The sequence below is a fragment of the Prosthecobacter sp. genome (assembly GCF_044373815.1).
Taxonomy (GTDB): domain Bacteria; phylum Verrucomicrobiota; class Verrucomicrobiia; order Verrucomicrobiales; family Verrucomicrobiaceae; genus Prosthecobacter.
Genome location: NZ_JBIPNG010000006.1, coordinates 19,371 through 42,923, shown reverse-complemented (window position 1 = coordinate 42,923; position 23,553 = coordinate 19,371). Strand labels below are relative to the sequence as shown.

General features: G+C 59.8%; 26 protein-coding genes. 7 read left to right on the top strand and 19 right to left on the bottom strand.

Annotation, left to right across the window (positions count from 1 at the left end):
• The 3 genes from ACIREA_RS01285 to ACIREA_RS01275 form a co-directional block, all read left to right on the top strand.
• A partial coding sequence (locus tag ACIREA_RS01285; protein WP_397379766.1) for a PD-(D/E)XK nuclease family protein occupies positions 1 to 236 on the top strand: 236 nt, incomplete at its 5' end.
• A gap of 100 nt (positions 237 to 336) precedes the next feature.
• A complete protein-coding gene (locus ACIREA_RS01280; RefSeq protein WP_397379764.1) occupies positions 337 to 918 on the top strand; it encodes an RNA polymerase sigma factor in 582 nt (193 codons plus the stop codon).
• Positions 918 to 1,835: an anti-sigma factor domain-containing protein gene (locus ACIREA_RS01275; RefSeq protein ID WP_397379762.1), complete on the top strand. Its 918-nt coding sequence runs from the start codon at positions 918 to 920 to the stop codon at positions 1,833 to 1,835. Before ACIREA_RS01280 ends, ACIREA_RS01275 begins: the two co-directional genes overlap by 1 nt.
• Positions 1,836 to 1,917: 82 nt before the next feature.
• Here the strand turns inward: ACIREA_RS01275 and ACIREA_RS01270 are convergent, their stop codons facing one another.
• From ACIREA_RS01270 to ACIREA_RS01260, 3 genes are read right to left on the bottom strand one after another with little or no spacing between them, the layout of a single operon-like run.
• Positions 1,918 to 3,318, bottom strand: coding sequence for an efflux transporter outer membrane subunit (locus tag ACIREA_RS01270; protein WP_397379760.1), 1,401 nt, complete (start codon positions 3,316 to 3,318; stop codon positions 1,918 to 1,920).
• Positions 3,305 to 6,484: an efflux RND transporter permease subunit gene (locus ACIREA_RS01265; RefSeq protein WP_397379758.1), complete on the bottom strand. Its 3,180-nt coding sequence runs from the start codon at positions 6,482 to 6,484 to the stop codon at positions 3,305 to 3,307. Before ACIREA_RS01265 ends, ACIREA_RS01270 begins: the two co-directional genes overlap by 14 nt.
• Before the next feature lie 6 nt (positions 6,485 to 6,490).
• Positions 6,491 to 7,687, bottom strand: coding sequence for an efflux RND transporter periplasmic adaptor subunit (locus ACIREA_RS01260; protein WP_397379756.1), 1,197 nt, complete (start codon positions 7,685 to 7,687; stop codon positions 6,491 to 6,493).
• Between the two features lie 69 nt (positions 7,688 to 7,756).
• Between ACIREA_RS01260 and ACIREA_RS01255 the strand changes: the two genes are divergently transcribed.
• The 4 genes from ACIREA_RS01255 to ACIREA_RS01240 all read left to right on the top strand — a co-directional run bounded on the left by ACIREA_RS01255 (position 7,757) and on the right by ACIREA_RS01240 (position 12,349).
• Complete coding sequence (locus ACIREA_RS01255; RefSeq protein WP_397379754.1) at positions 7,757 to 8,686, top strand: LysR family transcriptional regulator; 930 nt, start codon at positions 7,757 to 7,759, stop codon at positions 8,684 to 8,686.
• 128 nt (positions 8,687 to 8,814) lie between these two features.
• Entirely contained in the window at positions 8,815 to 10,029 is a 1,215-nt protein-coding gene (locus ACIREA_RS01250; protein WP_397379752.1) for a phosphoglycerate kinase, read from the top strand.
• A 39-nt stretch (positions 10,030 to 10,068) separates the two neighbouring features.
• Positions 10,069 to 10,869 carry a triose-phosphate isomerase gene (tpiA, locus tag ACIREA_RS01245; RefSeq protein ID WP_397379750.1) on the top strand — a complete coding sequence of 267 codons (801 nt, stop codon included), beginning with the start codon at positions 10,069 to 10,071 and terminating at the stop codon, positions 10,867 to 10,869.
• Between the two features lie 121 nt (positions 10,870 to 10,990).
• Positions 10,991 to 12,349, top strand: coding sequence for a neutral/alkaline non-lysosomal ceramidase N-terminal domain-containing protein (locus ACIREA_RS01240; RefSeq protein ID WP_397379748.1), 1,359 nt, complete (start codon positions 10,991 to 10,993; stop codon positions 12,347 to 12,349).
• On the opposite strand, the gene ACIREA_RS01235 is transcribed toward ACIREA_RS01240, so the two are convergent.
• The 16 genes from ACIREA_RS01235 to ACIREA_RS01160 all read right to left on the bottom strand — a co-directional run bounded on the left by ACIREA_RS01235 (position 12,336) and on the right by ACIREA_RS01160 (position 23,518).
• A complete protein-coding gene (locus ACIREA_RS01235; RefSeq protein ID WP_397379746.1) occupies positions 12,336 to 12,917 on the bottom strand; it encodes a methyltransferase domain-containing protein in 582 nt (193 codons plus the stop codon). The genes ACIREA_RS01240 and ACIREA_RS01235 overlap by 14 nt on opposite strands.
• 126 nt (positions 12,918 to 13,043) lie before the next feature.
• Positions 13,044 to 14,657: a DUF935 family protein gene (locus ACIREA_RS01230; RefSeq protein ID WP_397379744.1), complete on the bottom strand. Its 1,614-nt coding sequence runs from the start codon at positions 14,655 to 14,657 to the stop codon at positions 13,044 to 13,046.
• 15 nt (positions 14,658 to 14,672) lie between these two features.
• Positions 14,673 to 15,389, bottom strand: coding sequence for a hypothetical protein (locus ACIREA_RS01225; protein WP_397379742.1), 717 nt, complete (start codon positions 15,387 to 15,389; stop codon positions 14,673 to 14,675).
• A 163-nt stretch (positions 15,390 to 15,552) separates the two neighbouring features.
• Entirely contained in the window at positions 15,553 to 16,500 is a 948-nt protein-coding gene (locus ACIREA_RS01220) for a hypothetical protein (protein ID WP_397379740.1), read from the bottom strand.
• Between the two features lie 95 nt (positions 16,501 to 16,595).
• Complete coding sequence (locus tag ACIREA_RS01215) at positions 16,596 to 17,279, bottom strand: hypothetical protein (RefSeq protein WP_397379738.1); 684 nt, start codon at positions 17,277 to 17,279, stop codon at positions 16,596 to 16,598.
• The gene (locus tag ACIREA_RS01210; RefSeq protein ID WP_397379736.1) at positions 17,272 to 17,439 is read right to left on the bottom strand and encodes a hypothetical protein; all 168 of its coding nucleotides are present in this window, start codon (positions 17,437 to 17,439) and stop codon (positions 17,272 to 17,274) included. Before ACIREA_RS01210 ends, ACIREA_RS01215 begins: the two co-directional genes overlap by 8 nt.
• A 102-nt stretch (positions 17,440 to 17,541) precedes the next feature.
• Positions 17,542 to 18,090 carry a peptidoglycan-binding protein gene (locus ACIREA_RS01205; protein ID WP_397379734.1) on the bottom strand — a complete coding sequence of 183 codons (549 nt, stop codon included), beginning with the start codon at positions 18,088 to 18,090 and terminating at the stop codon, positions 17,542 to 17,544.
• Positions 18,087 to 18,344 (bottom strand): hypothetical protein, encoded by a 258-nt coding sequence (locus ACIREA_RS01200; RefSeq protein ID WP_397379732.1) that lies wholly within the window; start codon positions 18,342 to 18,344, stop codon positions 18,087 to 18,089. The genes ACIREA_RS01205 and ACIREA_RS01200 overlap by 4 nt, the downstream gene beginning before the upstream one ends.
• Entirely contained in the window at positions 18,341 to 18,925 is a 585-nt protein-coding gene (locus tag ACIREA_RS01195; protein WP_397379730.1) for a hypothetical protein, read from the bottom strand. Before ACIREA_RS01195 ends, ACIREA_RS01200 begins: the two co-directional genes overlap by 4 nt.
• Positions 18,926 to 18,929: 4 nt before the next feature.
• Positions 18,930 to 19,205: a hypothetical protein gene (locus ACIREA_RS01190; protein ID WP_397379728.1), complete on the bottom strand. Its 276-nt coding sequence runs from the start codon at positions 19,203 to 19,205 to the stop codon at positions 18,930 to 18,932.
• 54 nt (positions 19,206 to 19,259) lie between these two features.
• Complete coding sequence (locus ACIREA_RS01185) at positions 19,260 to 19,622, bottom strand: hypothetical protein (protein ID WP_397379726.1); 363 nt, start codon at positions 19,620 to 19,622, stop codon at positions 19,260 to 19,262.
• A 1-nt stretch (position 19,623) separates the two neighbouring features.
• Positions 19,624 to 20,094 carry a hypothetical protein gene (locus tag ACIREA_RS01180; RefSeq protein ID WP_397379724.1) on the bottom strand — a complete coding sequence of 157 codons (471 nt, stop codon included), beginning with the start codon at positions 20,092 to 20,094 and terminating at the stop codon, positions 19,624 to 19,626.
• 1 nt (position 20,095) lies between these two features.
• A complete protein-coding gene (locus ACIREA_RS01175) occupies positions 20,096 to 20,716 on the bottom strand; it encodes a hypothetical protein (RefSeq protein WP_397379722.1) in 621 nt (206 codons plus the stop codon).
• Entirely contained in the window at positions 20,713 to 21,360 is a 648-nt protein-coding gene (locus ACIREA_RS01170) for a hypothetical protein (protein ID WP_397379720.1), read from the bottom strand. The genes ACIREA_RS01175 and ACIREA_RS01170 overlap by 4 nt, the downstream gene beginning before the upstream one ends.
• Positions 21,357 to 23,252 (bottom strand): tape measure protein, encoded by a 1,896-nt coding sequence (locus tag ACIREA_RS01165; RefSeq protein ID WP_397379718.1) that lies wholly within the window; start codon positions 23,250 to 23,252, stop codon positions 21,357 to 21,359. The genes ACIREA_RS01170 and ACIREA_RS01165 overlap by 4 nt, the downstream gene beginning before the upstream one ends.
• A gap of 26 nt (positions 23,253 to 23,278) precedes the next feature.
• On the bottom strand, positions 23,279 to 23,518 hold the full coding sequence (locus ACIREA_RS01160) for a hypothetical protein (protein WP_397379716.1): 240 nt from the start codon (positions 23,516 to 23,518) through the stop codon (positions 23,279 to 23,281).
• Positions 23,519 to 23,553: the final 35 nt, after the last annotated feature.

The following is a 23,553-nucleotide window of genomic DNA, read 5'->3' as shown; positions in this document are numbered from 1 at the left end:
GCTGGATCAGCGGCGTGTTTGATCGGGTGGTGGTCGAGCGCGACTCTGTGCGACTGATTGATTTCAAGACAGATGAGGTGGCGAATGAGGAGGCATTGGCCGAAAAAGTGGCGGGTTATCGCCCGCAGATCCTGCTGTACCGCGAGGCTTTGGTGCGGCTGACGGGCTTGAAACTGGAGCAGATCGAATCTGCCCTGCTGTTCACCCGCAATTGCCGTCTGGTGGACCTAAAGTGACTTTTTTTGAATCCAGAGCGCCTTTGATAACGCAAAAACTTGTGTGACCGCATTAGCTCTGGCATGGAATCCGCGCATCGTAGCCTTTTCGGTGCGATCCGTGCCCAAACCCCTCATGAGCCAGCCAGAACTTAGCGAAGATGACCTGCTCCAGCGTGCTGGACGTGGGGATTCGCGCGCTTTTGACCAGCTCTATGACCGGATGGCGCCTCGCCTCTTTGGTCTTCTGCGCCAGATGCTGCATGACGAGCGCGAGGCCGAAGACATCCTGCAGGATGGTTTTGTGCTGTTGTGGGAGCGTGCCTCGACTTTTGATCCTGAGCGCAGTAAAGCATTCACCTGGGCGGTGATGCTGTTTCGTCACAAGGCCATTGACCGCATGCGCATGCTGGGCCGTCGCAACCGCTTGGTGGACAGCGCAGCTTTGGAGCAATCCACTTTGGGGGCGTCCTTCCAAGCCGGCGCGGATGAAGAAGTACAGGCCCACGAGCGGCACCTGGTGGTGGGCCAGGCGCTGAACGAACTGCCTAAAGAGCAGCGTCAGTTGATCGAATTCGCGTTTTTGAAGGGCCTCACACACCATGTGATCGCCGAATCTCTGGGCATTCCGCTCGGCACCGTGAAGACCAACATCCGCCGCGGGCTGCTGCGCCTGCGTGATCTTTTGAAAGGAGGCGCGTGATGGACGACGAACGATTCGAAGAACTGGCCGCCATGAATGCGCTCGGCATGCTGGAGAACGATGAAAAGCGTGCTCTGGATGGTGCCGTCGCTCGCGACAAAGAGGTGCGCTCGCTGACCTTGGAGCTTGAGCAGGTGACTGCGGAGCTGGCCTATCTTGTCCAGCCGGTGGAACCGCCTGCGAACATGAAAAAACGCATCCGTGCCAAGATGCGTGCCAAAGGTGTCAAGGGGGCCGGTGTTTCACGCGGCGTCATCATTGGCGGCACCGGCTGGGCGCTTGCCGCCAGCTTTGCCCTGGCGTCGGTCTGGCTCTGGCAGCAACGTGCCAGCATGACCCAGCAGCTTGCTGCCGCCTCACGCGCCATCGCTCCTGTGAACAATCCTGCCACTCCTGTGGTGGATGATGGCAAGGCCCGCACGCTGGAGGAAGAACTAAAAAAGCGGCGTGATGAATTCGAGGCGCAAAAGCAGGCGCTGGCGAAGGAGATCGAAACACTGAACAAGCGTGAGACGGAAGCCAAGGCACAAAATGCCAGGCTCACCGCCGAAGTGGCTGCGCTCAAAGAGCAGGAGCAGCAGTCCCAGCTTCAGATCGCCACCCTGGAAAGCAAGGTCTGGGAATACCGCCGGAGCGAGATGCTCGTGGTCTGGGACCAGAAACGCAGCCAGGGCGTGGTGATGCTTGATAAGATGCCGAAGGTGGATTCTGACAAAGACTACCAGCTCTGGGTCGTGGATCCAAGCAAGCCCAATCCGGTGAGCGCTGGCGTGGTGACCGTCGATGCCAAAGGTTCTGTGAAGACCATCTTTAAGCCTGTTGAAGCTGTCTCAGGTGAAGCCAAGTTCGCGCTGAGCATCGAGAAAAAAGGCGGCGTGCCGAAGAGCGAAGGCCAGCTCCTGATGGTCGGGCCGTAAGGCAAGATCTGCACTCCCGCTAATCACAAGCCAAAGCTCCACGACCTGCGCCGGCTCAGGCTTTTGCCAGCCTGAGCAAACCTCAGCTCTTCCAGCCTCCGCCCATGGCCTTGTAAATGCGCACCCAAGCGGTTGCGACTCGGGTGCGGCTGAGGGCGATGTCGTTTTGCGCGTTAAGTGCGACGCGTTCCGCGTCAAGCACGGTGAGGAAATCAGCTATGCCATCCTGGTAGCGTTTGCGTGCCAAAGTGGCGGCTTCGCGGGCAGACGCTGCGGAGGCTTCGAGGTGGTGCAGGCGAATGCGTTCACGGTCATAGGACGTGAGAGCGTTTTCGGCCTCCTCGAGGGCGAGAAGTACGGTCTGCTCATACCGGGCGAGCGCGGCATCGGCGCGGCGTCCGGCGGCGGCGATCTGCTGACGAACCCGGCCGAGATTGAAGGCGGCCCAGGTAATGCGCGGGCCCAAGGTGAAGCCATCCGAATTGCGGCCAGTCAGGGAGCCCAGCGTGGAGGCCTCAAGGTCGATGCGGCCGCTGAAGGTGACCCGTGGAAACAAATCGGCGACCGCCACGCCAATCCGGGCGGTTTCAGCCGCCAGAATGTCTTCGGCGACCCGGATGTCTGGGCGACGGCGCAGCAGCTCCTCAGGTTTGACGATGCCAATCCGTGCCGGCACAGCGGGCTGCTTTTTGATGCTTTGCAGGCGGGGGCGGAGTTCGGAGGGGTTTTGTCCGCACAAGACAGCGATGCGATGGATGGACCTGGCGATGTTTTCCTGATGTGTGGGGATTTGCGCCAGGGTGGCGTTCCAGAGCGCGTTGGCCCGGGCGACATCAAGCTGCGTGCCACGGCCTCCTTTGAGCGAGGCCTCGGCGATGTGCATGGCATCGGACTGATTGCCTGCGTTTTCATTCGCCACCGTGAGCTGGGCCTGGGCACCGCGCAGTTCCAGGTAGTTGATGGCAATCTCGGACTGCAGGGAAATCAGCAGGTCATGCAGGTTGGCATCCATGGCACTCGAGTTTGCCTTGGCAGCTTTGACGGAGTTGCGGATGCGCCCAAAAAAATCAAGCTCCCAGTCGGCGTCAAAGCCGGTGCGGTACAACTCGAAATCACGAGTGCGCAAACCCGAGAATGAGGTGGCCCCGTTCCGGACGCTGTCGTAAGCCGAGCCGAAGGTGACGGTGGGTGCATAGTTGAAGCTGGACTCACGCCACAGGGCGCGGGCTTCGAGCAGGCGCGAGCGTGCGGCCGCGATGTCTTTGTTCTGGGCGTCTGCCTGGGCCACCAGTTCGTTCAGCGTGCTGTCATTGAGCTTGCGCCACCAGGTGGCATCCACCTCGGCAGCATGCGCCGCATTCGCCGCATTCGCCCGTGAGGCGAAGTCGGCAGGCATCTTGGGCTGCGGCTTGACGAAGCGCGGCCCCACATTGCAGCTGGAAACCACGCACGTGATGAGCAGCAAAGATTTAATGGGCTTCATGAAGCGTAGATGTGGTTGCAGCTGAGCGGCGTTGTTCACGGCGTTCGACGAAGGCGCGGAGGATGACATAAAACACAGGCGTGAAGAGCAGGCCGAAGATGGTGACACCGATCATGCCAAAGAACACCGCCGTGCCAAGCGCCTGACGCATTTCCGCACCCGCCCCCGTGGCGAGCACGAGCGGCAGCACGCCGAGAATGAAGGCAAAGCTGGTCATTAAGATGGGGCGCAGGCGCAGGCGGCAGGCCTCGACTGCGGCATGGACCCTGTCCATGCCCTGGTCCTGCAGCTGCTTGGCGAATTCGACGATGAGGATGGCGTTCTTGGCCGCGAGGCCCACGAGCACGACGAGCCCGATCTGCGTGAAGATGTTGTTGTCCTGCGCCCGCAGCCATACGCCGCCGATGGCGGAGAGCAGACACATGGGCACGATCAGGATGATGGCCATCGGCATGCTCCAGCTCTCATACTGCGCGGAGAGCACCAGGAACACAAAGATAACGCAGAGCGGGAAGATGTAGATGAGCGTGTCTCCGGCGAGGATCTGCTGATAGGTGAGGTCCGTCCACTCAATGGCAAACCCCACGGGCAGGTTGTCCCTGGCCAGACGCTCGATCTTTTCGATCATTTGGCCGGAACTCACACCCGGCAGCGTGTTGCCGTTGATGTCGGCGGAGTAGTAGAGGTTGTAGCGCTGCACACGGTCCGCACCCCCGGTCTTGATGACTTTGACGAGCGCGGCGAGCGGCACCATCTCACCGGCCTGGTTGCGAATCTTGATGCGGCCAACGTCCGTCGGGTCTTTGCGGTAGGCCGGTTCAGCCTGTGCGGTGACCTGATAGGTGCGGCCAAAGAGATTGAAATCATTCACATAGACTGAGCCAAGGTAGACCTGCAGCGCCTCGTTCAGATCGGCCAGGGAGACCCCCATGGTTTTCGCCTGCGCACGGTTGATTTCGAGTTTGAACTGCGGGCTCTTGGCGCGGAAGCCGGTGATGAGAGAAATCAATCCCGGCTCCTGCTGGGCTGCGGCCAGCAGTTTCTGGGTGGCAGCTTCGAGCGCTGGCAGACCGGCGTTGTTGAGATCCTGCACCTGGATTTTGAAGCCGCCGGCATTGCCCAGACCTCGCAAGGGTGGCGGGGGCAGCACCAGCACCCGGCCTTCTTGAATGGTGGAGAATTTTTTGCGGATGACGGCCAGCAACCCGTCACCCTTGACTTCGGGATCGTGACGATTGTCGAAAGCATCGAAGACGAGGAAGGCGGCCCCGACGTTGGGCTGATTGGCCTGCAGCACGGAGGAATAACCGGAGATCGCAAAGGTGTGCGCGATCCCGGGGATCTCACGTGCCATGGCATCCATCCGGCGCACCACGGCGTCGGTGCGCTCAAAGGCTGCGCCGTCCGGCAGCTGCACCAGCACGATGGCATAGCCCATGTCCTGGGAGGGAATGAACCCGGCCGGCACATCCTGGAACAGCTTGCCAGCAAGGCCGATCAAGGCGGCATATCCGATGAGCACCAGCACGGCCAGACGGATGAGTTTGCCCACCAGTCCGGCATACAGATCGGAGCCGAATTGGAACACGCGGTTGAAGCCCCGGAAGAACCAGCCAAACAGGAAGTTCAAGACACGGCTGAACCAATCCGGCGGCGCACCATGCGGCTGCAGCAGGATGGCACAGAGCGCGGGACTGAGGGTGAGCGAATTAAAGGCCGAGATGACGGTGGAAACCGCGATGGTAAGCGCAAACTGCCGGTAGAACTGGCCGGTGATGCCGCTGATGAATCCTGTCGGCACAAACACGGCGCAGAGCACCAGCGCCACGGCGATGACGGCACCGCTGACCTCGTTCATCGCACGCACGGCCGCCTCATGAGGGGCGAGTCCTTTGGCAATGTTGCGCTCGACGTTTTCAACCACGACGATGGCGTCATCAACGACAATGCCGATGGCGAGCACCAGGCCGAACAGGGAGAGATTATTCAGCGAGAAGCCCAGCCACTGCATCACCGCCAACGTGCCGATGAGTGAAACGGGAACCGCAAGCAGCGGGATCAAGGAGGCACGCCAGTTTTGCAGGAAGATGATTACGACGAGCACAACGAGAAGGACGGCCTCCATCAGCGTGTGCAGCACCGACGTGATCGAGGCGCGGACAAACTTGGTGGTGTCGTAGTTGATTTTGTAATCCACGCCCGGAGGAAAGCGCTCCTTGAGCTGTGCGAGCCGTTTGTAAACAGCATCGGCAGTTTCGATGGCATTGCTGCCAGGAAGCTGGAACACGCGGAGTGACACGGCATTGTAGCCATCCATGTAAGTGCGGCTGGAGTAGTCGCGCGAGCCGAGTTCGATGCGGGCCACATTGGCCAGCCGCACCACATCTCCCTGCTTGCCAGTTTTGAGCACGATGTCGCCAAACTCCGCCGCCTTCTTCAGTCGTCCGGGCGCAGTCAGGGTGTATTGAAATTCCGAACCTGTGGCTGCAGGCGGCTGGCCGAGTGATCCGGCGGCGACCTGCACGTTTTGCTCACGAATCGCGCGCACAATGTCACCTGCAGTCAGACCCAGGCCTGCGATCTTTTCAGGATCGAGCCAGACCCGCATCGAGTAATCGAGCCCACCGAGAGAAGATGCCTCCGCCACCCCGGGAATTCGGGCGATTTCGTTTTGAATCTGCAGCGTGACATAGTTGCTGAGATACGCGACTTCACGTGAGCCGTCAGGACTGAAAAACTGCACGGCCAGCGTGAGGTCAGGTGAGCGCTTGTTGACCATGACCCCCAGACGGCGCACCTCTTCGGGCAGGCGCGAGATAGTGGCGTTCACACGGTTTTGCACGAGCACCTGCGCCTGGTCGAGATCTGTGCCGAGCCGGAAAGTGACGGTGATCTGCACCTTGCCGTCACTCGTGGAGGAGGATGACACGTACAGCATGTTCTCGACGCCGTTGATTTCCTGTTCCAGTGGCGTGGAAACGGTCTCGGCCAGCGTGCGGGCATCCGCACCGGGATAAGCCGCCGAAACCACCACGGTGGGCGGAATGACCTCGGGATATTGAGCGATGGGCAGCGACACGTAGGCGAGGCCACCCAGCATTGTGATGACAATGCTCAGGACGGCCGCGAAGATGGGCCGATCCACGAAAAAGCGGGCGAAATTCATGATGTGTTACTTGGTGGCCGCCACTGGCAGCATGTCCGTCGGTGTCGCCTTCACTTTGCCGCCATTGCGCACGCTCATGAGGCCGAGCACGACCACGCGATCATCTGCCTTCAGGCCGCTGCGCACCACTCGCAGTCCATCGAGCAGGGGTCCAAGAGTGATGGGGCGATAGACGGCTTTGTCTTCCGCATCGAGCACCCAGACGAAGCTGCTGCCCTGATCATCGCCCACGGCGGAATCACGAATGAGCACGCCGTCATATTCACCGCTGCCGGGAATGCGCACCTTGGCGAAGAAGCCGGGCGCCATCAGACGGTCGGCATTCGGAAACACGGCGCGGGCACGAATGGTGCCGGTGGCGGGGTTGAGCTGGTTGTCCACGAAATCGACCTGGCCTTTGTGGGGCCAGCCTTCTTCGTTGATGAGTGACATCTCGGCGGGGATCCGTTCGAACATCGCGCTCACACGCTCGCCCTGCTTGTGCATCTGGCGGTATTTCAGCACCGAACGCTCGTCGGCTTCGATCTCACAGTAAATGGGGTCCAGTTCGACAATGGTGGTCAGCAGCGTGGTGTTTTGGGTGCCGCCGCTGACAAGATTGCCTTCAGTCACTCTGGCATCACTGATGCGCCCGCTGATGGGGGCGCGAATCTGGGTGAACTCGAGATCAAGCTTGGCGGCGCGCAAGGCAGCCTCCGCAGCACGCACGCCGGCCAGTTCTCCCGTGGCGCTTTTCAGGCGGCGTTCCGATTCCTCCACGGAGATCGCCTGTCCTTGACGCAAGGCCGTGGCGTTTTTGGCTTCGACGCCGGCGAGTTCAGCCGTCGTTTTTGCTTGGGCGAGCATGGCCTCGGCACGTTCGACAATGGCCTCATAAGGGCGTGGATCGATGGTAAACAGCAGGTCTCCCGCCTTGACCTCCGTGCCTTCTTTGAAGCTGACCTGGGTTATGTAGCCGGAGACGCGCGAGTGAATCTCCACGCGTTCACGCGCAGTCAGCCTCCCGGTGAATTCGTCCCAGTCCATGAGCCGTTTTGCGATGGGTTTGGCTACGGTGACCTCGGGAGTGGGGGCCTGCTGCGGTCCGCCTGGACCCAGGGCACCGCGTTTGCAGGAGCTCAGGCAGCCCATGACGAGCAGGCCTGCCATGGCATTCCGCCAGGTGAGAATATGGGGAATCAGGTAAAACGAAGCGCGTTGCATGGACAGAGTTACGTACGATGAGGCCTCTAAAATAGTGCATAAGTAACATATAGCTTATACACTAAATGAATGACCAACCTCAATGACCTCCAGCATGTCCGTGAATTTGTGCAGATCGCCGACACAGGCAGCATCTCCCGGGCCGCCAAGGTTCTCGGCATGGCCCAGCCCACGCTCAGCAGGCATCTGGCGGCTTTGGAGGCACAGATGGGGGCGCCTCTCATCCGCCGTGACACCCACACGATGAGCCTCACTACTGCCGGAATGATAGTGCTGTCGGACGCTCGTGAGCTGCTCACTCTGGCGGATCGCATGGGCAGCCGCCTGCGTTCTGAGCGTCTTTCCCTGCGCGGCCATCTGCGCATGGTTTCCGTGGTCGATGTGGGCCAGTGGATCGTCTCCCGCGTTCTATCACGGTTTAAAAAGCTGCATCCGGACGTCACCACCGAGCTTCATCTGATCAATCGCCCGACCAAATTCATCAAAGAGGGCTTTGATTGCGGCATCATGGTGGGTGCGCCCACCGACCGCCGGGTGACAATCCGAAAGATCGCCCAGCTCAATCGGCGTCTCATTGCGGCGCCGTCGTTATTGAAAGACCACCCTCTGCCCGCCCGTCCGGATGACCTGAACCATCTGCCTTGGCTGGGGATTTTGCAGCCGCATTTTTATTCACGAGACCGGGTCGATCTGGAGCGGGCCAAGCAGGTCAAAAAGCTCAAGCTCCTGCCCGCCATGCTGCTGGACACCGTCACCGCTTTGCGTGAGGCCGCCATTGAAGGCGCTGGGTTCACGATTCTGCCGGAGTGGATGGCGGCGCGTGACATCAATGCCGGGAGGCTGGTGCAGCTGCTGCCTGACTGGCATCTGGCCCCCCTTGATCTGCAAATCGCCCATGCCGCGTACGAACACCTGCCGCAGCGGGTGAAAAGCCTCATTGAGTATCTGGAGCAGGAGCTTCCCCTCGAAATCCATCGGCTGGATTTGAATGAGCGGTAGGTTCTGCCCCTATTTTTGGAAAACGCCCCCGGCCCTTCAAAAAAATCCATGCGCAACGAGCACGCTCTGTGCTAGGAATCCGGCCCCATGCCGCCTTGCGGCCCCGTTTACCCCCATCAAAAAACACCATGCCCAAGCAGACCATTCGTGACCTCGACCTCGCCGGAAAACGCGTTTTTGTGCGCGTCGATTTCAACGTGCCTCTCGAAGAGAAAGACGGCCAGATGGTCATCACTGACGCCACCCGCATTCAGGAGACACTGCCTACCATCAATTACCTTATCGAAAAAGGTGCTAAAATCATCCTCGCCAGCCACTTGGGCCGTCCGAAAGGCCAGCGCGATCCCAAGCAGAGCCTCGCCCCCGTGGCTCCAGCTCTGAGCGCCCTCATCGGCAAGCCGGTCGCTTTCGCCAGTGACTGCGTCGGTGAAGAGGCAAAGGCCAAGGCGCTCGCACTCGGCAACGGCGACGTGCTCCTTCTGGAAAACACCCGCTTCCACGCCGGTGAAGAAAAGAATGACCCTGAGCTGGCCAAAGGCATGGCGGACCTCGCGGAAATCTTCGTGAACGACGCCTTCGGCTCCGCTCACCGTGCGCACAGCTCCACCGCCGGCATCGCTGATTATCTGCCTGCCGTCTCCGGTCTCCTGATGGAGAAGGAACTGACCTGGCTGCACGACGAACTCGAAAACCCTGAGCGCCCGTTCGTGGTGATCCTCGGCGGCGCCAAGGTGAACGACAAGATCGGCGTCATCAACCGCCTGCTTGAAAAGGCTGACACCATCATCATCGGCGGCGGCATGGCCTACACCTTCCGCAAGATCGTCCAGGGCATCACCATTGGCAAAAGCCTCTACAAGCCCGAGTGGGAGCCGATCGCACAGGCCGCCCTCGACAAGGCCAAGGAGCGTGGTGTGAAAATCCTCATCCCTGTGGATGCGATGATCACCGATTCCTTCGACTTCGACACGAAGAAGCTCGGCAACATCAAATTCACTGGTGCAGGCGAAAGCATCCCTGACGGCTGGGAAGGTGTCGACATCGGCCCTGAATCCGTGAAGCTCTTCTCCGACGAAATCGCCAAGGCCAAAACCGTCATCTGGAACGGCCCGATGGGCGTGTTTGAGATCAAGGAAAGCTCCAAAGGCACCTTTGACGTCGCTGAGGCAGTCGCGGCCAATTCCAGCGCCAAGACCATCATCGGCGGTGGCGACAGCGTGAAGGCCGTCAAGAAAGCCAAGCTCGGCGACAAAATGACCTTCATCTCCACCGGCGGCGGTGCCTCCCTCGAACTCCTCGAAGGCAAAGTCCTTCCCGGCGTCGCCTGCTTGAAAGAAAAATAATCGCCCCCTCAGCTACCAACCCCATTTAATAAACACCCCATGGCTTTCGTTCCCTTCCGCAAACCCATCATCGCCGCCAACTGGAAAATGCACATGACACCGCAGGAGACGGATGACTTCCTCCGTGCCTTCGCCCGTCTGGTACCTGACAAAGTTCCTGTTCAGATCGTCGTGGCTCCTCCCTTCGTCAGCCTGGCCAAGGCCCAGGACGTGCTCGTCAACGCACGTGAGCAGAGCGTTGAACTGGCCGCTCAAAACATGAGCGCCCAGCCTGCAGGTGCCTTCACCGGTGAGATCAGCGCCCGCATGATCAAGGAATGCGGCTGCAAGCACGTCATCCTCGGCCACAGCGAGCGTCGCAGCCTCTACGGAGAAACCAACGCCATCGTGAACGCCAAGGTGCTCGCGGCTCTCGAAGCCCGAATCCACCCCATTCTTTGCATCGGCGAAACACTCGCTGAGCGTGACAACGGGCAGATCGAACAAGTGCTTGGCAGCCAGCTGCGTGAATCCCTTGCGGACGTGGGGCCGCGCCGCATCACCGACTGCGTCATCGCTTACGAACCCGTCTGGGCCATCGGCACCGGCCGCACCGCCAGCCCTGAGCAGGCTCAGGAGGCACACGCTTACACGCGTCAGGTTCTCGGCGAACTTTTTGGTGACGACGTGGCAGCAAAAATCCGCATTCAGTACGGCGGCAGTGTGAAGCCTAGCAACATGGCCGAGCTGATCAGCCAGAAAGATGTGGACGGTGCACTCGTCGGCGGAGCCAGCATGGAGCCCGGCAGCTTCTGGGAAATTTGCCGCGCCGCCATCGATTATGCGAATGCCAACGCGTAGCATTTTTTGCTACATTTAGGATTAGTCTTGTAAGCATTCGTCGCATTTGTCCATAATCGAACAAATGCGACGAATCATCCTCCCGGTATTCTTGCTCCTTCAGGCGCCGTTGCTGGCGCAAATGGCACCGCCTTGGAAAGCGGGTGCAGTGGATGTCGACATCACGCCTGACTATCCGGTGCGTCTGAGCGGTTATGGCAGCCGCACGACAGAGACTGCCAAGGTGGCGCAGCGGCTTCATGCCAATGCTCTCGCTCTGCAGTGGAAGGATGATGCGCCTGCGATCATTGTCAGCGTCGATAACTGCGGTGTGCCTGCGTCTGTCCGTGCCGAGGTGCTCAAACGGCTTGCAGCCGGCGGCAAGACCATTGCAGACGAGCGCTTCGCCCTGCATTCAACTCACACGCATTGTGCGCCGATGCTCAAAGGTGTGCTGCCTTTTCTTTTCGGCGAGGACCTGGCTGCAGATCAGGCAAAGCACATCGAGCGCTATACCGAGGATCTGACCTCTCACATCGTCAGCATCATTAGTCAGGCATTGGACAAGATGGTGCCCGCCAAGCTCGAATGGAGTGTGGGCAGGGCCTATTTCGCTTTCAACCGTCGGTTGAAAACAGAAGCTGGATTCCAGAATACCCAAAACTTCAGCGGGCCGAGCGATCGTGCCCTGCCAGTCCTGTGCGTCAGATCTGCCGATGGGAAAAAGCTCATCGCCACCCATGCCAGCTATGCCTGTCACTGCACGACGCTTGGTATTGACGAAATTCATGGCGATTGGGCGGGGCTGGCGCATGAGGAGTTCGAACTGCGCTTCCCTGACTCTGTCTGCCTGATCGCTATTGGCTGTGGTGCAGATCAGAACCCTTACCCGCGCAAGGAAAGCCGTTTCGCCGTGGATCACGGTGTCAGCATTGCCAAAGAAATCGTGCGTCTGATCAACGGCCCCATGCAACCTTTGAACGGCCCGCTCAACTGTGCCCACCGGGAGGTGATGCTGCCGTTCGACAAGCTGCCTACAGTGGAAGAATGGCGGGCCAAAGCCACTGACTCCAACAAATGGACGGCCTATCATGCCCGGCAGCATCTCGCCATGCTCGAACGTGGCGAGCAAATTCAACCCGCTCTCCCTTATACCATTCAGGTCTGGAATTATGGAAACGACCTGCTTACCATCAATCTCCCCGGCGAGGTGGTCGTGGATTACAGCCTGCGCTTCAAGAACGAATTCGATCCCGCCCGCACCTGGGTCAACAGCTACACCAATGACGTGCCGTGCTACATTCCCTCTCAGCGGGTCTGGGAGGAAGGCGGCTACGAGGGTGCCGGAGCCATGATCTACTATGGCCGTCCGACTCGTTTTGCCCCTGGCATTGAGAACATCATTGCAGGCACGGTGAAGCAGCTCGTCCCGCAGGATTTCATCTCCCGGCGCATGCAGAATCCTGCGGCGCCCTTGTCTGGGGAGATCAAGCCGAAGTAAGCCGCTGCACGCGGAGACATTCGCGACCTTCGCGCCCCGGATAGGCCGCAGCGGGTACAAGGCTTTCTACGACTTGAAAGCATTCCGCGAACAAGGCGGTGAGTTCATCGGGCGAAATGCCGAAGGGTGGTCCGGTTTCCCCAGGATCCATTTCAGGATTGATGAAGAACACCCCCACGAGCAGTCCGCCCGGCTTTAACAAGGAGGCTGCCGCATCTCGATACTTTGTGCGCCATTCCGGTGGCAGCGCACACAGGCAGGTGTGTTCCACGATGGCGTCATACTGGCCTTGAAACTCAAACAGATCCGCACACACAAAGCGCTCGGCCAGCTGCGGGTAGTGCTTCTTGGCGCGTGACACGGCCGCCGGCGCTATGTCGAGTCCGTAGGCGTCGATGCCGCGTGATACCAAGTGTGCCACATCGTGGCCCACACCGCATCCAGGCACGAGAACCCGGCCTGTGAGCGTGTTGCTGGCCACCCATTCCACCAGCGGTGGTGAGGGCAAACCTTTGTCCCACGGGGTAAAGTTCTCCTGATAGGCCTGATTCCAGTCGGTGATGTTCACTACGGTAGTTTTTCTTTCTGGTGCTTGATCACGCCTTGGAGGGTGGTCAGTCCGGTGTCTCCCGTGAAGGTGACTTGGTAACGGGCCAAAATCCAAGAGACACTTGGAACAGAAGGAAGAAAAGGGCTAGCGTCTAACGGCAGCGGCGCCGTTGGCGGCGTAGGCGGTCAGGGCTTCAGCGATGAGTTCGGCGGCGGCTTCGGGGTTGTGGTCGGCGTACCAGTGGCGGAGGCGGGCTTCGAGGTCGGCGGGGCTGGAGCTGGTGAGGATCAGTTGGCGGACGGGGGCATAGATGCCGCGAAAGGCGGCGGCCAGGGGCTCTGCGCCGGCGGCGGCGATGGAATCAAGTTCGGCGTCGGTTGGCAGGTAGTCGGGGAGTGCCGCGACGCCGGCGCTGAGGGGTTGCGGGGGTGTCGCGGGGCGGAGATGCCGCGTCCAGGCTGGCGTGGGCCAGAAGTCTGCACTCAGGCCGGAGGGCAAAGCGGGCGCGGTGGGCATGGGGGCGCGCTGGAAGGGCAGGCCTGCGATCTCGGAGAACTGCTGGACCCCGGCATCGGTGAGCTGCAGGCCGGATTCAGAGGCGCTTTTCACCACTTCGGCGGCAGCTTTGATTTCTTCAGGTCCGCTGCTGCCGGTGATGATCTTGACGCTGCCGGTCAGGCCGTTGATGGCGAGGAACTGCTTGCAGAGCTGGCCTTCGAGAGTCTTGCCCAAAGTGGTGGCGTCGAACTGCTTGATATCGCCACGCACCTGATTGTGTACCGTGGCCTGTGCCCCGCCAATGCCGGAAGACTGGGCTTCGCTGGTCATCGTCTGCCCGAGAATGAGCTTGCTGATCTCGCGGTTGGCGATCTCATGCATTTTCTGGAAGGCATCGCCGTGAGAGCTGCTGTCCACTTTATGGACCTCGATTTCGGTCTCTCTATTCGTGACCAGTGCAAAGAGCTGGCTGGCGGCGGAGAAGGCGTTCACCAGCGTGTTTTTGTCCTTCACGTTGGCGCTGTTGTATTTGCCGACGATGAAAGGGGTGCCAAAGCGGGCTAAAAAGCGAATCCACCAGTCGCGGTCCATCACGCTGAAAAGCCACCAGAAGAGGCAGGCGCGGAGCGGCCCCCCCCATGAATCGGGCAGCATGGTGAGAAGGTGCCCACGGTGAATAATGAACTGCTCAGGCTCAGGGGTGCTCTTGCAGGCCAGGCGCATGCCGGTGGCTTCGTCGAAGTCCCAGAGCTGCAGACGGGCGCGGTCTTGGAAGGTGATGGCCTGATATTTGACGGGCGAAAGCTCCGCAAGATCGTAGCGGAGTCCGAGTTCGTTGGGTTCGGCGGGCTTGAAGATCTTCTCGACGATGGCCAGCGGGTAGAGTGTGCCGTTCAGGAGATGGTTGCGGCCCAGATCCCAGGTGTCGCATTTCTTGAGGCGCTCGCAGGCTTTGGCAGCCAGCACGTCTTCGGGGCGGTTTTCGTCACGCGGGACAAAGGAGATCGGATCTCCCAGCACGGCCAGTTTGCGGGTGTTGAACTCGCTCTGCAGATGGCTATGACCGCCCAAAATATCGCGATAAAGGGCAAAAAGGCGGTCCACATTGCCCATTTCGGCCTCGCGGAGGATGGAATGGAGCTTGTCCACCGTCATCGAATTGGCGGTGAAAGCCTCTTCGTTGAAGCCCACGGCGCCGGTGGTCTTGGTCTGGTTCGGGCGGAAAAGCCTGAAGAGTTTGTCGAGATAGGGAATGTTCATGGTCGTGTGGAAAGGTTAGCAGCCGAGCATGCGGTTCAGCCAGGCTCCGAGGCCTTCGCGGGCGTCTTCGGCTTCGTCGTCATCATCGGCACGGCGTCCGAGGTCTGAGGTGGAGACGCCGGCGGCTTCGATGGGGCCATCGGTGTCGAAACCATCCAGAGCCAGACCGGTGGCACAGAAAAGGTCAGCGTGCGCGCCGTCTTCAGCCACGGCAGCGTTGAAGCCGCCTTTCTCACGAATGATCTGGCGGAAGTCCTTTTTGATCCATTCAGCGGGGGGCAGGATCAGCCGCCCGTCTTCCAAATGGGTGACAACGAGGCTGGAAATGTAGGTTTTGAGGCTGACTTTTTCGCCATAAACAATGCGCGTGGTGCTGAGCACGGCGGCACGCATGGAGACGCGTCCGCTCAGATCCTGGGCGATGTCCCCGGCGGTCAGACGCTCGTTGCTGGCGTCCATGATGATAACGCGGAGCTTTCGCTCGCGGCGATCGAGCAGGTCCAAAAGGCGGACGATCACGCCCTCAATCACGTCCCGCTGGCCCGTTTTAAAGCGGGCAGCCAGACGCATGTAGCGCTTCAGGCCGATCTTTTCGAGCAGGGCGAAGGCCGTGGGATTGCTCTTCTTGTTCTCCGTCGTGCCCAAGTCGATGCCAAGGGTCAGCTCTCCGTCCTGCAGGAAGTCGAGGACGGAGGCTGGAAAGGCATCGCGGATGGAGAGGAAGTCGTTCACGGTTTGCGTTTGGCACTCTGCAGGCGGCGGAGGCTCCGCTCTAGTTCATTAAGATTATCTTCAATGATGGATAGCCGCCGGTCAGTATCCTCAGGGTTTTGAACCGTGTAAGTGAGGAGGGCTTCATTGACTTCGACCCTGTTTAAAATTGTGCGTGCTGCTTTCATGACGGTATCGCGACAAGCCTTTCAGTGATGTCCAAAGCCACCCCGGCGCGGGGATCGGTCATGGCGCGGTTGATGTCGTTCAGGCTGACGGCCGCCTGACCGCCGGTGATGAATTTCAGGGCGAAGTTGCGGTCCCAGGCTTGTTTGTCGTAGGCTTTGGCGCGGTGCTCTTCGGGGCTCAAAGGCAGACGAGTGATGTCATCGTACATCGAGATCCCGGCGGCGGCGGCGTCCCAGGCGTCCACGCGGTGTACTTTGTATCCGGCCTGGCTGATGTAGTAGTTGCCGCGTTCGTTGGGGCGAAACTCCTGGCCTGCGGTCGGGGCGAAGAGTTCCCAGGAGTAATGATCATCCTCCGGAGGTGGCGTTGTGATGGCGAGAAGGCGGAAGATTTTGTTGCTGCTCATGAACGGCAGCACGGCTTCCAGCACCTCTTTAAACATGGGCATGCGCCCGACTTCATCGAGCCAGATGTCACCGGTCCAGCCAACGGCGGTGTCTGGGTTTGGGGCGATCACACGGCTACGGCTGTACGTCGTGCGGTCGTGATAGATGCGGGTTTCGAGCTTCTGGGCCTCAAAGATTTCGCTCAGGGTGTCGATGTCTGTGTGGTCAAATTCGAGCAGCTTGCCTTTGTCCTGGGCGTAGGTGTGCAGTTCCTGACCAGCCTCTTTGGCGCGGCGTTTCATTTCACTGAGGACTTTGGTCCAGACCTCGGATTCTTTGCGGACAAACTCGGTGCCCAGGGAGACGGAAGCGGAAACAAAGAAGCTGCTCAGGCCCGGGACTTCCATCATGCGGCGGAGGGCTTTGTTGGCGGCCGTAAACGATTTACCGGCCTGCCGGCGCCAGAGCCAGAACTGCATGCCATCCGTGTCATTCCAGAAGGGATCTTCCGCGTATTTGCGGAGGGCGATCAAAGGAGCTGGAATCTCGGCGGACATGTCAAAGATTAAGCAGCGCTGAGGTACACGACCAATGAAGAGCCACACACGACCCCGGGCGGGATCACTCCCGGCCCTACCTCAGCGCTGAAGTTTTAAGGTGGCGGTCCCTTGGAGTTCAGGGCGGCGGGTTGGTCGGGGCGTTTGCCCCAGATATGGAGAATGAGCTGATCCATCTTCACCGGCTGGCTTTCCTTGCTGGCGGCGATGCGCTGTACTTCGGCGTCGGCGATGTGCTGCAGGATCAAACCGGCGGTCTCAAGGCGGAATTTGTCTTCAGCCAAAACGAGCTGGCGCTCTGCCTGCCCCACTTTGGTGCGTTCAAGGCCGATTTTCTGGGCGTCGATGTCGCCTTTGTGCAGATCCTTGATGGCCTTCACGGTGTCGAGCAGGGCTTCGAGATCCGTGCCCTCTCCCATGCTTTGCAGCCGCTGCATGATGCGCCCGGTGGCGATGGCTTTGGCACCGGCACTCATGTTGCCGCCTGCGGCTTCAGCGAGGCCTTCGGAGAACTCCGCGAGTTCTTTGGTGGCGGCGATTTCCTTGCGCTCAACGATCCAGATTTGATACTGGCCGGTGCGCCAGGCGCTGAGGTTCATGCTGCTGATGGGCTCGCCATTGAAGCGGGCTTTCATGCGCTCCTGGACCACGGGCATTTCATTGAGCCATGGCAGGATTTCAGAATCGACCTGGCCGTCGAGAAGGCGGTGGTTTACCTGCTCGCGAAGGCGGTGCGGCAATGCGCCGATTTTGGAGCGCGAGGGGGTGGTGTCAGTCATGATGATTGAAGGGAATTTCGAGGCCGACTTCAATGTTGAGCCATGAAAGCAAAAGGCAGATCCCTGCCACTTTGCCGCACCCTTGGCAGCGCCCGAGCTGCACGATGACCGTGGGGATCAGGACGAAGTTGTCTTCATTATCTCCGAAGAAAAAGCGCATGAGTGGGGAGAAAGGAAAGAGATCGTGGGCGGCGCATAGCGAGGGAAACCATAAAAACCTCCCCGAGCCTTGCGGCGGCGGGACACCGCCCACGAAAGTTGTTTAGGAGGGCAAAAGGAGTTTCATGAGGGCCGCACATCCGGCCTGCTGGCTGATGGCTTTGGGATCGTATTTGCCATCGGCGGTGTATTTCCCGGCCTTGTACTGATCGGTGAAGGACCACAGATAAGGCGAGGGCACGCCACGGCGGCGATACCCGGGGCCGTTATAGAGTTCCAAGGCGATCAAGGCACTGCCAGGGCTCCAGTCGGTGACAAGATCCAAGCCATCGGTGATGATGGCATCCCGGGCGCTGGCTTCCCAGGTGAAGGGGGCTTTGCCTTTTTTGGGGTGGCCTGCAGGTACGTTTACGGTGCGGGCGGTGAGAGGGTCGCCGTTGTGAAGGTGCTGATCAAAGCGGCCATTGCACTCCAAAGAATGCAGGATGCCGACTACCCACCACGGCAGGCGTGTGAAGGTCTGGGCCAGAGCTTCGTAGCGGGCGCGATTGGCAAGGATGCGGGCGGCGGCTTTCTGCACCACGGCTTTTTTGCCGGGGAGGATGACGCAGGCCTTGAACTGCTTTTCGTATTGATCGGCCAAAGGGTTCATGGCGTGATGCGTTGGGGGTTTTTGCTGCTGTGATTGCGGATGGCTTGAGTGCCGCCTGCGATGACTGCGCCAGCCGTGCCGCCGGTCGCATAACCCGCACCGGCCGCCAGCAGGGTTTTGAAGCCGTTGGTCTCGGCGGTGATGAGCTGCTCTTGCTGGGCTGGTGTCAGGTTTGGCGGGGCGCAGCTTGTGAGGGCCAGCGAGAGCGCGAGGACGAAGAGGATACCGGTCCGAATGATGAAGAAGGCTTTCATGCGCTGCGGGTGATGAATTGAAGGGTGTGGTCGAGTTGATCGGCGGCAAACCAGTCGCCATGGCCAAAGGCGGCGCGGCGGACGTTCACGGGACGGCGGGCATTGATGGGGCCGCGTCTGCCAAGGGTGCCGTAACCGAGGAGCTTTCCGGGGAGGGTATTGGCCAGAGCCAAAGCCCAGTCGTTCTCCGCAATCCAGACGTTCAGATCGGCGATGCGATCGAGGGATTGATTGAGTCCGTTTTTGTTGAAGTCGGCTTCGTTGGCGGCGCTGATGAGGTGCAGGGCTTTGATCTTGGGCCAGGCGCGGGACTTCAAGGCATCAAGCGCCACATCGGCCCCGTTGCTGTGGGCGGCGATGGTGACTTCGAAACCAGCTTTGAGGTAGTAATCCAAGGTGGTGGCGAGCTTTTCGGCACGGGCTGCGTTGTTGAGCGGGCGCTGCAGCACAGTGGTGAAGTATTCGATCTTCTCGGCTTTGTGCGGCGTGTTGATGTGGGTCCACGTCACAGCACGCGCTGTCCAGTTTTTGGACTCTCCGGGGCGGGTCAGAATGCCGTTGATGAAGAGGAAGACTTGCATGGTCTTATTCCCCGCGTTCATCGGCCACGATGCCGGCGGTGCTGATCTGGTAGCTTTCGATTGAGCTATGCTTGCGCTTGTGGCCCATGACCTGGGCTGGCGTGTCATTCATCCAAAAAGTCAGCGCTGCACTAAGATCCGCTTCCTCCACGTTGATACCTTTCAGACGCAGGCCGTGCCTGATCATATCGAGGGTCAATGCCGCTTGTGGGCGCGCCGCGAGGTAACGGCGGACGGCATAACGGAGTTCTTCGCGGGCTTCTTGGTCTGTGAGAGGCATACGCGGACTCTCCGCGTGGCAGCCGCGCCATCACGGCGGCGTGGGCGCGAAAGGTCAGCGGCGAGGTTTGGCGCGGGCTTCAGCATCGTCCCTGCCTTCCACCACTCCGACTGCATGATGCAGGCTGGGCATGTCTCCGCGCACCTGCCGGAGATCTTTGTCGAGGTTGTCCATGGTCTTGCTGACGTGGTCGATCTTGATCGTGAGCAGCTCAAAGGTGGTCTTGATTTGCAGGTCTCGATCGCTCTTCATCGCCGCGAGCTGGGCTTGCGTGACGAACTGGGAGAGGTCGAAGCTTTTGCCCTTCCAGTATTCGAGGACTTTGATCCAGGCATGCAGGCCCATGCCCAGCAGAAAGAAGAGCAGGAAACAGCCCAGCAAAAGCAGGGCGAGAATGAGCCAGGGGGAGTCAAACATATCAGAGCAGAGAGATGAGATTGATGGGCACCCAGCGTATGAGGGGATAGCGCCAGAGCTGAGTGCCATCGGTGTCAAAAACGGGCAGCTCTCCGGTGTCCCAGGAACCGGTGGTCAGGTCGAAGTCTTGGAGGTTGTCGGGGTCGGCATCATCACCGTTGTCATTGTGGTAACTGGCCACGGTGAGCTTGCCCGGGATTTTGCCTGGCTCTGCGGAGATGCTCCAAAACTTGATGCCGTATTCATGCCCGCCGCCATCGGTGAGGAGCTGGTTGCCAAAGCCAAGGGCGTCCGGAAATGGAAAGGTGAAAGCCCCTTGCGGCCAGTCCATGTCTGCCGCTGATCCTTTGAGCGTGTGATAGGCGGTCTGGGGGCGTCCGAGATTGTACCAGGCTTCGAGGTCCACATCGTCCGCCGGATAATTGGCCACGGTGTAGCTGATCTTCAGGCATGAGACGCGGGAGAAGAGCATGTCATCCGTTTTTGTTGAAGTGGCCGGCAGCGGCGCCGGTCAGGCCTGCGTCTGCCCAGGTTCCAAAGATGTTCCCTTTGGCGATCTGAACGATCACATCGTCTTCGAGAATGTACGCGATCAATGCCCGGGCCTGATTACCAGCGGATGTGATGCCGCTGTCCACATCGCTAAAAATAGAGGTGCTGGTCTCCAGCACGGGGGCATACGATCCTGATCTGACCGCCATGGTGTTGACGAAAACGCCCGAATCAATGCCGAGGGTGTACTGCGGGTAAGCGAGAATGGAACAGGGCCGCGTTGAACCCACGTCGATTTCTTCCGTAGCGATGGTAATGCCTTCACAGGTGCCCGACTGCACGGTGAAAAGATCGGTGCCGGTTTTGGTGACCTTGAAGGGATGGGTGCTGTCACCACCGCCGCTGCCCTCTGGCAGGTACCAGATGTCTCCATCACTGCCGTAATGCCTGCCAAGGCTGACACCGGGTGAAGGGATCAAACGCACCACGCGGGCCAGCATGGCGCGCAGGGTGCCCATTTTGACAATGCTTAAATCGTCAGCGGCATCCAGCCGGGTGCTGTTCGTGCCGCTAAAGCGGGAGAGCCATGCGGGAAGCCTCATAGATAAATGATGTGGCCCGGCACACCGTCGCGGTCTTCATTGCCCGGGTCATAGATCCAGGTGTCAGTGACCAGGCAGGCTTTGGAACCGGGGAGCTGCTGGGGCACACGGCTTTCCCCCATCCAGCCACTGGCGGTCCAGTTGGTGGCATCCACCCAAGTCATGTACCACGAATGGTTGCTGATGCCGAAAGTTTCAGGTGGGGCGTAAGCGATTCCCACATGCCCGTAAATGGAGGGCGTTGTCAGACTGACCCACAGCTTCGTGACACGCGGATAGGCCTTGCGCCAAATCGTGGGGAATCCCGCATCCCCACTGGCCAGGCTCAAGTCTTCGCTGATGCTGGCGCTGCCTTCCAGTTTGTAATCTTTGCCGTCCTGCAGGGCGATGCCGATGGAGCTTACTTCCACAATGGGCCTGCCTGCTTTGTAGCCCGTCACGCGGCTTTCCTGCACAATGAAGGTACCGCCTTCTGGCGCCGGGCCTTCGCGGATGTCGCCACGCTTGAACCAGTAAGGATGCGGCACCCAAAACTTTTCCTGCAGCATGTCCCAGCCTGTGGCGGGCTGTTCGAGCAGCGGGCATTCGATCTGAATGGCCTGATCGGTCGGGGGCTGTTTGCCAATGACGCGGGTGAAACTCATGCGGTGCGGATGCGGGTCAGTTCAGAGTGGATTTTTCCCAGCATGGTCAGGTTTGGATCCGTTGCGGCGCGGTCGTTTTCGGTGGTCTTGTTTGGGTTGGAGCCCAGGGCGCGGTTGAAGCTGGGGCCGACTGGGATGGCGCCACGATTGGAAAGGCCATCCATGAATTTAGGGATGGGCCTTTTTTTGCTGTAGCCGTCCGGGATTTGATCCGCGCTGGTGGGCTCCCAGATTTTTTCCTGCAGGCGGTCAAAGCCTGCGAGCCCGCCGCCTTTGGTCAGTGATCCGCCTTTGGAAAGGGAGCCCGTTTCCCCGCCCATCATGCGCCTCTCACTCACGCCGCCGATGCGGGAAATTTTGCCATTGAGGCGGTCTTCGAGTCCGGCTTTCTTCTTGGCCAGCTCCAGGGCTTTCTCTTCACTGGCGCCGGTCTGGCGCATGATTTCGAGCTGGTATTTCTGAATGCGTACGGCGCGGTCGATGGCGTCGGCTTTGGCATTGTTGCCGGTGACAAGGGACTGGAGCATGGCGATCTCTCCCATGATGCCATTGCGGTTTTGCGCCATGTCCTGAGCGCGCTTTTTGCGGTCGTCATCGCCTTTGGCGGAAGACTTCGCTTTGCTCTCTTCTTTGGAGTCGAGCTGTTTGGCCCAGTCCGCGCCGGCGGCGGGTTTATCCGCTGTGGATTTGGCTGACTTTCCAGTGATGGATTCAATGCTTTTGTTCGCCTGATCGGCAGCTTTCGCGCCATTGATCAGACCTTGGAAAAAATCCTTCTGCTCCGTGGTGTCGAACTGCATTTTCGACATGTCGAAACTGCCGAAGAGTGTCTTGGCCAGGTCAAACTTGCCGCTGAAGGCCGCCTGAATCGCCTGGCTGATCTTTTGCAGCACCCCTTTGATCTTGCCTGGAATGGAGGCCACGAACTCGATCAGCGCATTGATGCCCAGTTTGGCACCGAGAATGAGGGCGTTTTCCAGCGCCTCGCCGCCTTTGTTATTGGCCATCGCGTATTCGATGACTTGCGCTGCCTGAGTGGCCACACTGACGGCTGTACTAAGCCAGGCTTTGATCGGCCCGTCATTGATGGGCTGGGCCAGCAGGCGGGTGATTTTATTGACGGAATCCCACAGGGAGGAAAGCAGGCCGATGGTGGTGCGGCTTTGCTCTCCCATGGCTTCACCCCATTTGCCGCCCGCGCCCGCGAGTGATTGAATGGCCTGCTGAAGATCGGAGAAGCCGACTTTGCCTTCGCTCATGAGGTCCATGAGTTTGGCGGTGGTCACCCCCATGGATTGAGCCACGGCCTGGCGGAGCTCGCCCGCGCCCTGCTCCACAAACTGCTGCAGCTCTTCGGCGTAGAGTTTTCCTTTGCCCGCCACCTGAGCATAGACTGAAGAAAGCCGCTCAATATCACCCCCGGTGGCACTGGCGATGTTGCCCATGGCGAGGAGTTCGCCTTTGAGCTGCTCTGCCGGCACACGGGCTGCGAGCATGGCTTTGGCCGCGCCTTGAAGCTGCCCTTCCTTCATGGGCGTGTCGATGGCCATCCTGCTAATCTCCTCCATGACCTTCTTCGCCGTTTCGGCGCTGCCGGTCAGGGTTTTAAAAGCGATGGATGTCTGCTCAAATTTGGCCGCGCCTGAAAGACCATTCACTGCGGCCAAGGTGGCTGAGGCCAAAGCAGCAAAGCCAGCGGCCAGAGCTGCCGATGCGGCCAAAGCAACGCCCGCCGCCGTGGCCCAGCGGGACATGCCTCCACTGGCTACGCCCGCGCCTTTGCCCATGTTGCCCATGTGGATGTTCACATTCTGGGCGGTGATCTGAAAACGCTCCATCGCCGCCACGGCTTGGGTGGAGTCGAGTTTGATGGCGTATTCCAGAGCGTTCATGGGTCAGGGCAGAAAGGACCACTGTGTCAAACCGGAGCGCGTATGCGTGGCGGGGTGGGGATGATTTCAAAGCGCTCTTCATACCAAACACGCACCGCAGCACGGGCGTGCATGATGGCTCTTTCCACATACCCGATGCTGTGATCCGGGGCGATACGGGCCGCGCGCGCTTCCAGCAGATGCAGACCGGCGGCGAGGCGCAGTTTGAGCATCACGTCTGGCAGCGTGAAATGGTGCTCATGGATCAGGTTTTCGACATAGGCCAAAACCCAGCCACAACCGGGACTGCCCGCACTGGGCA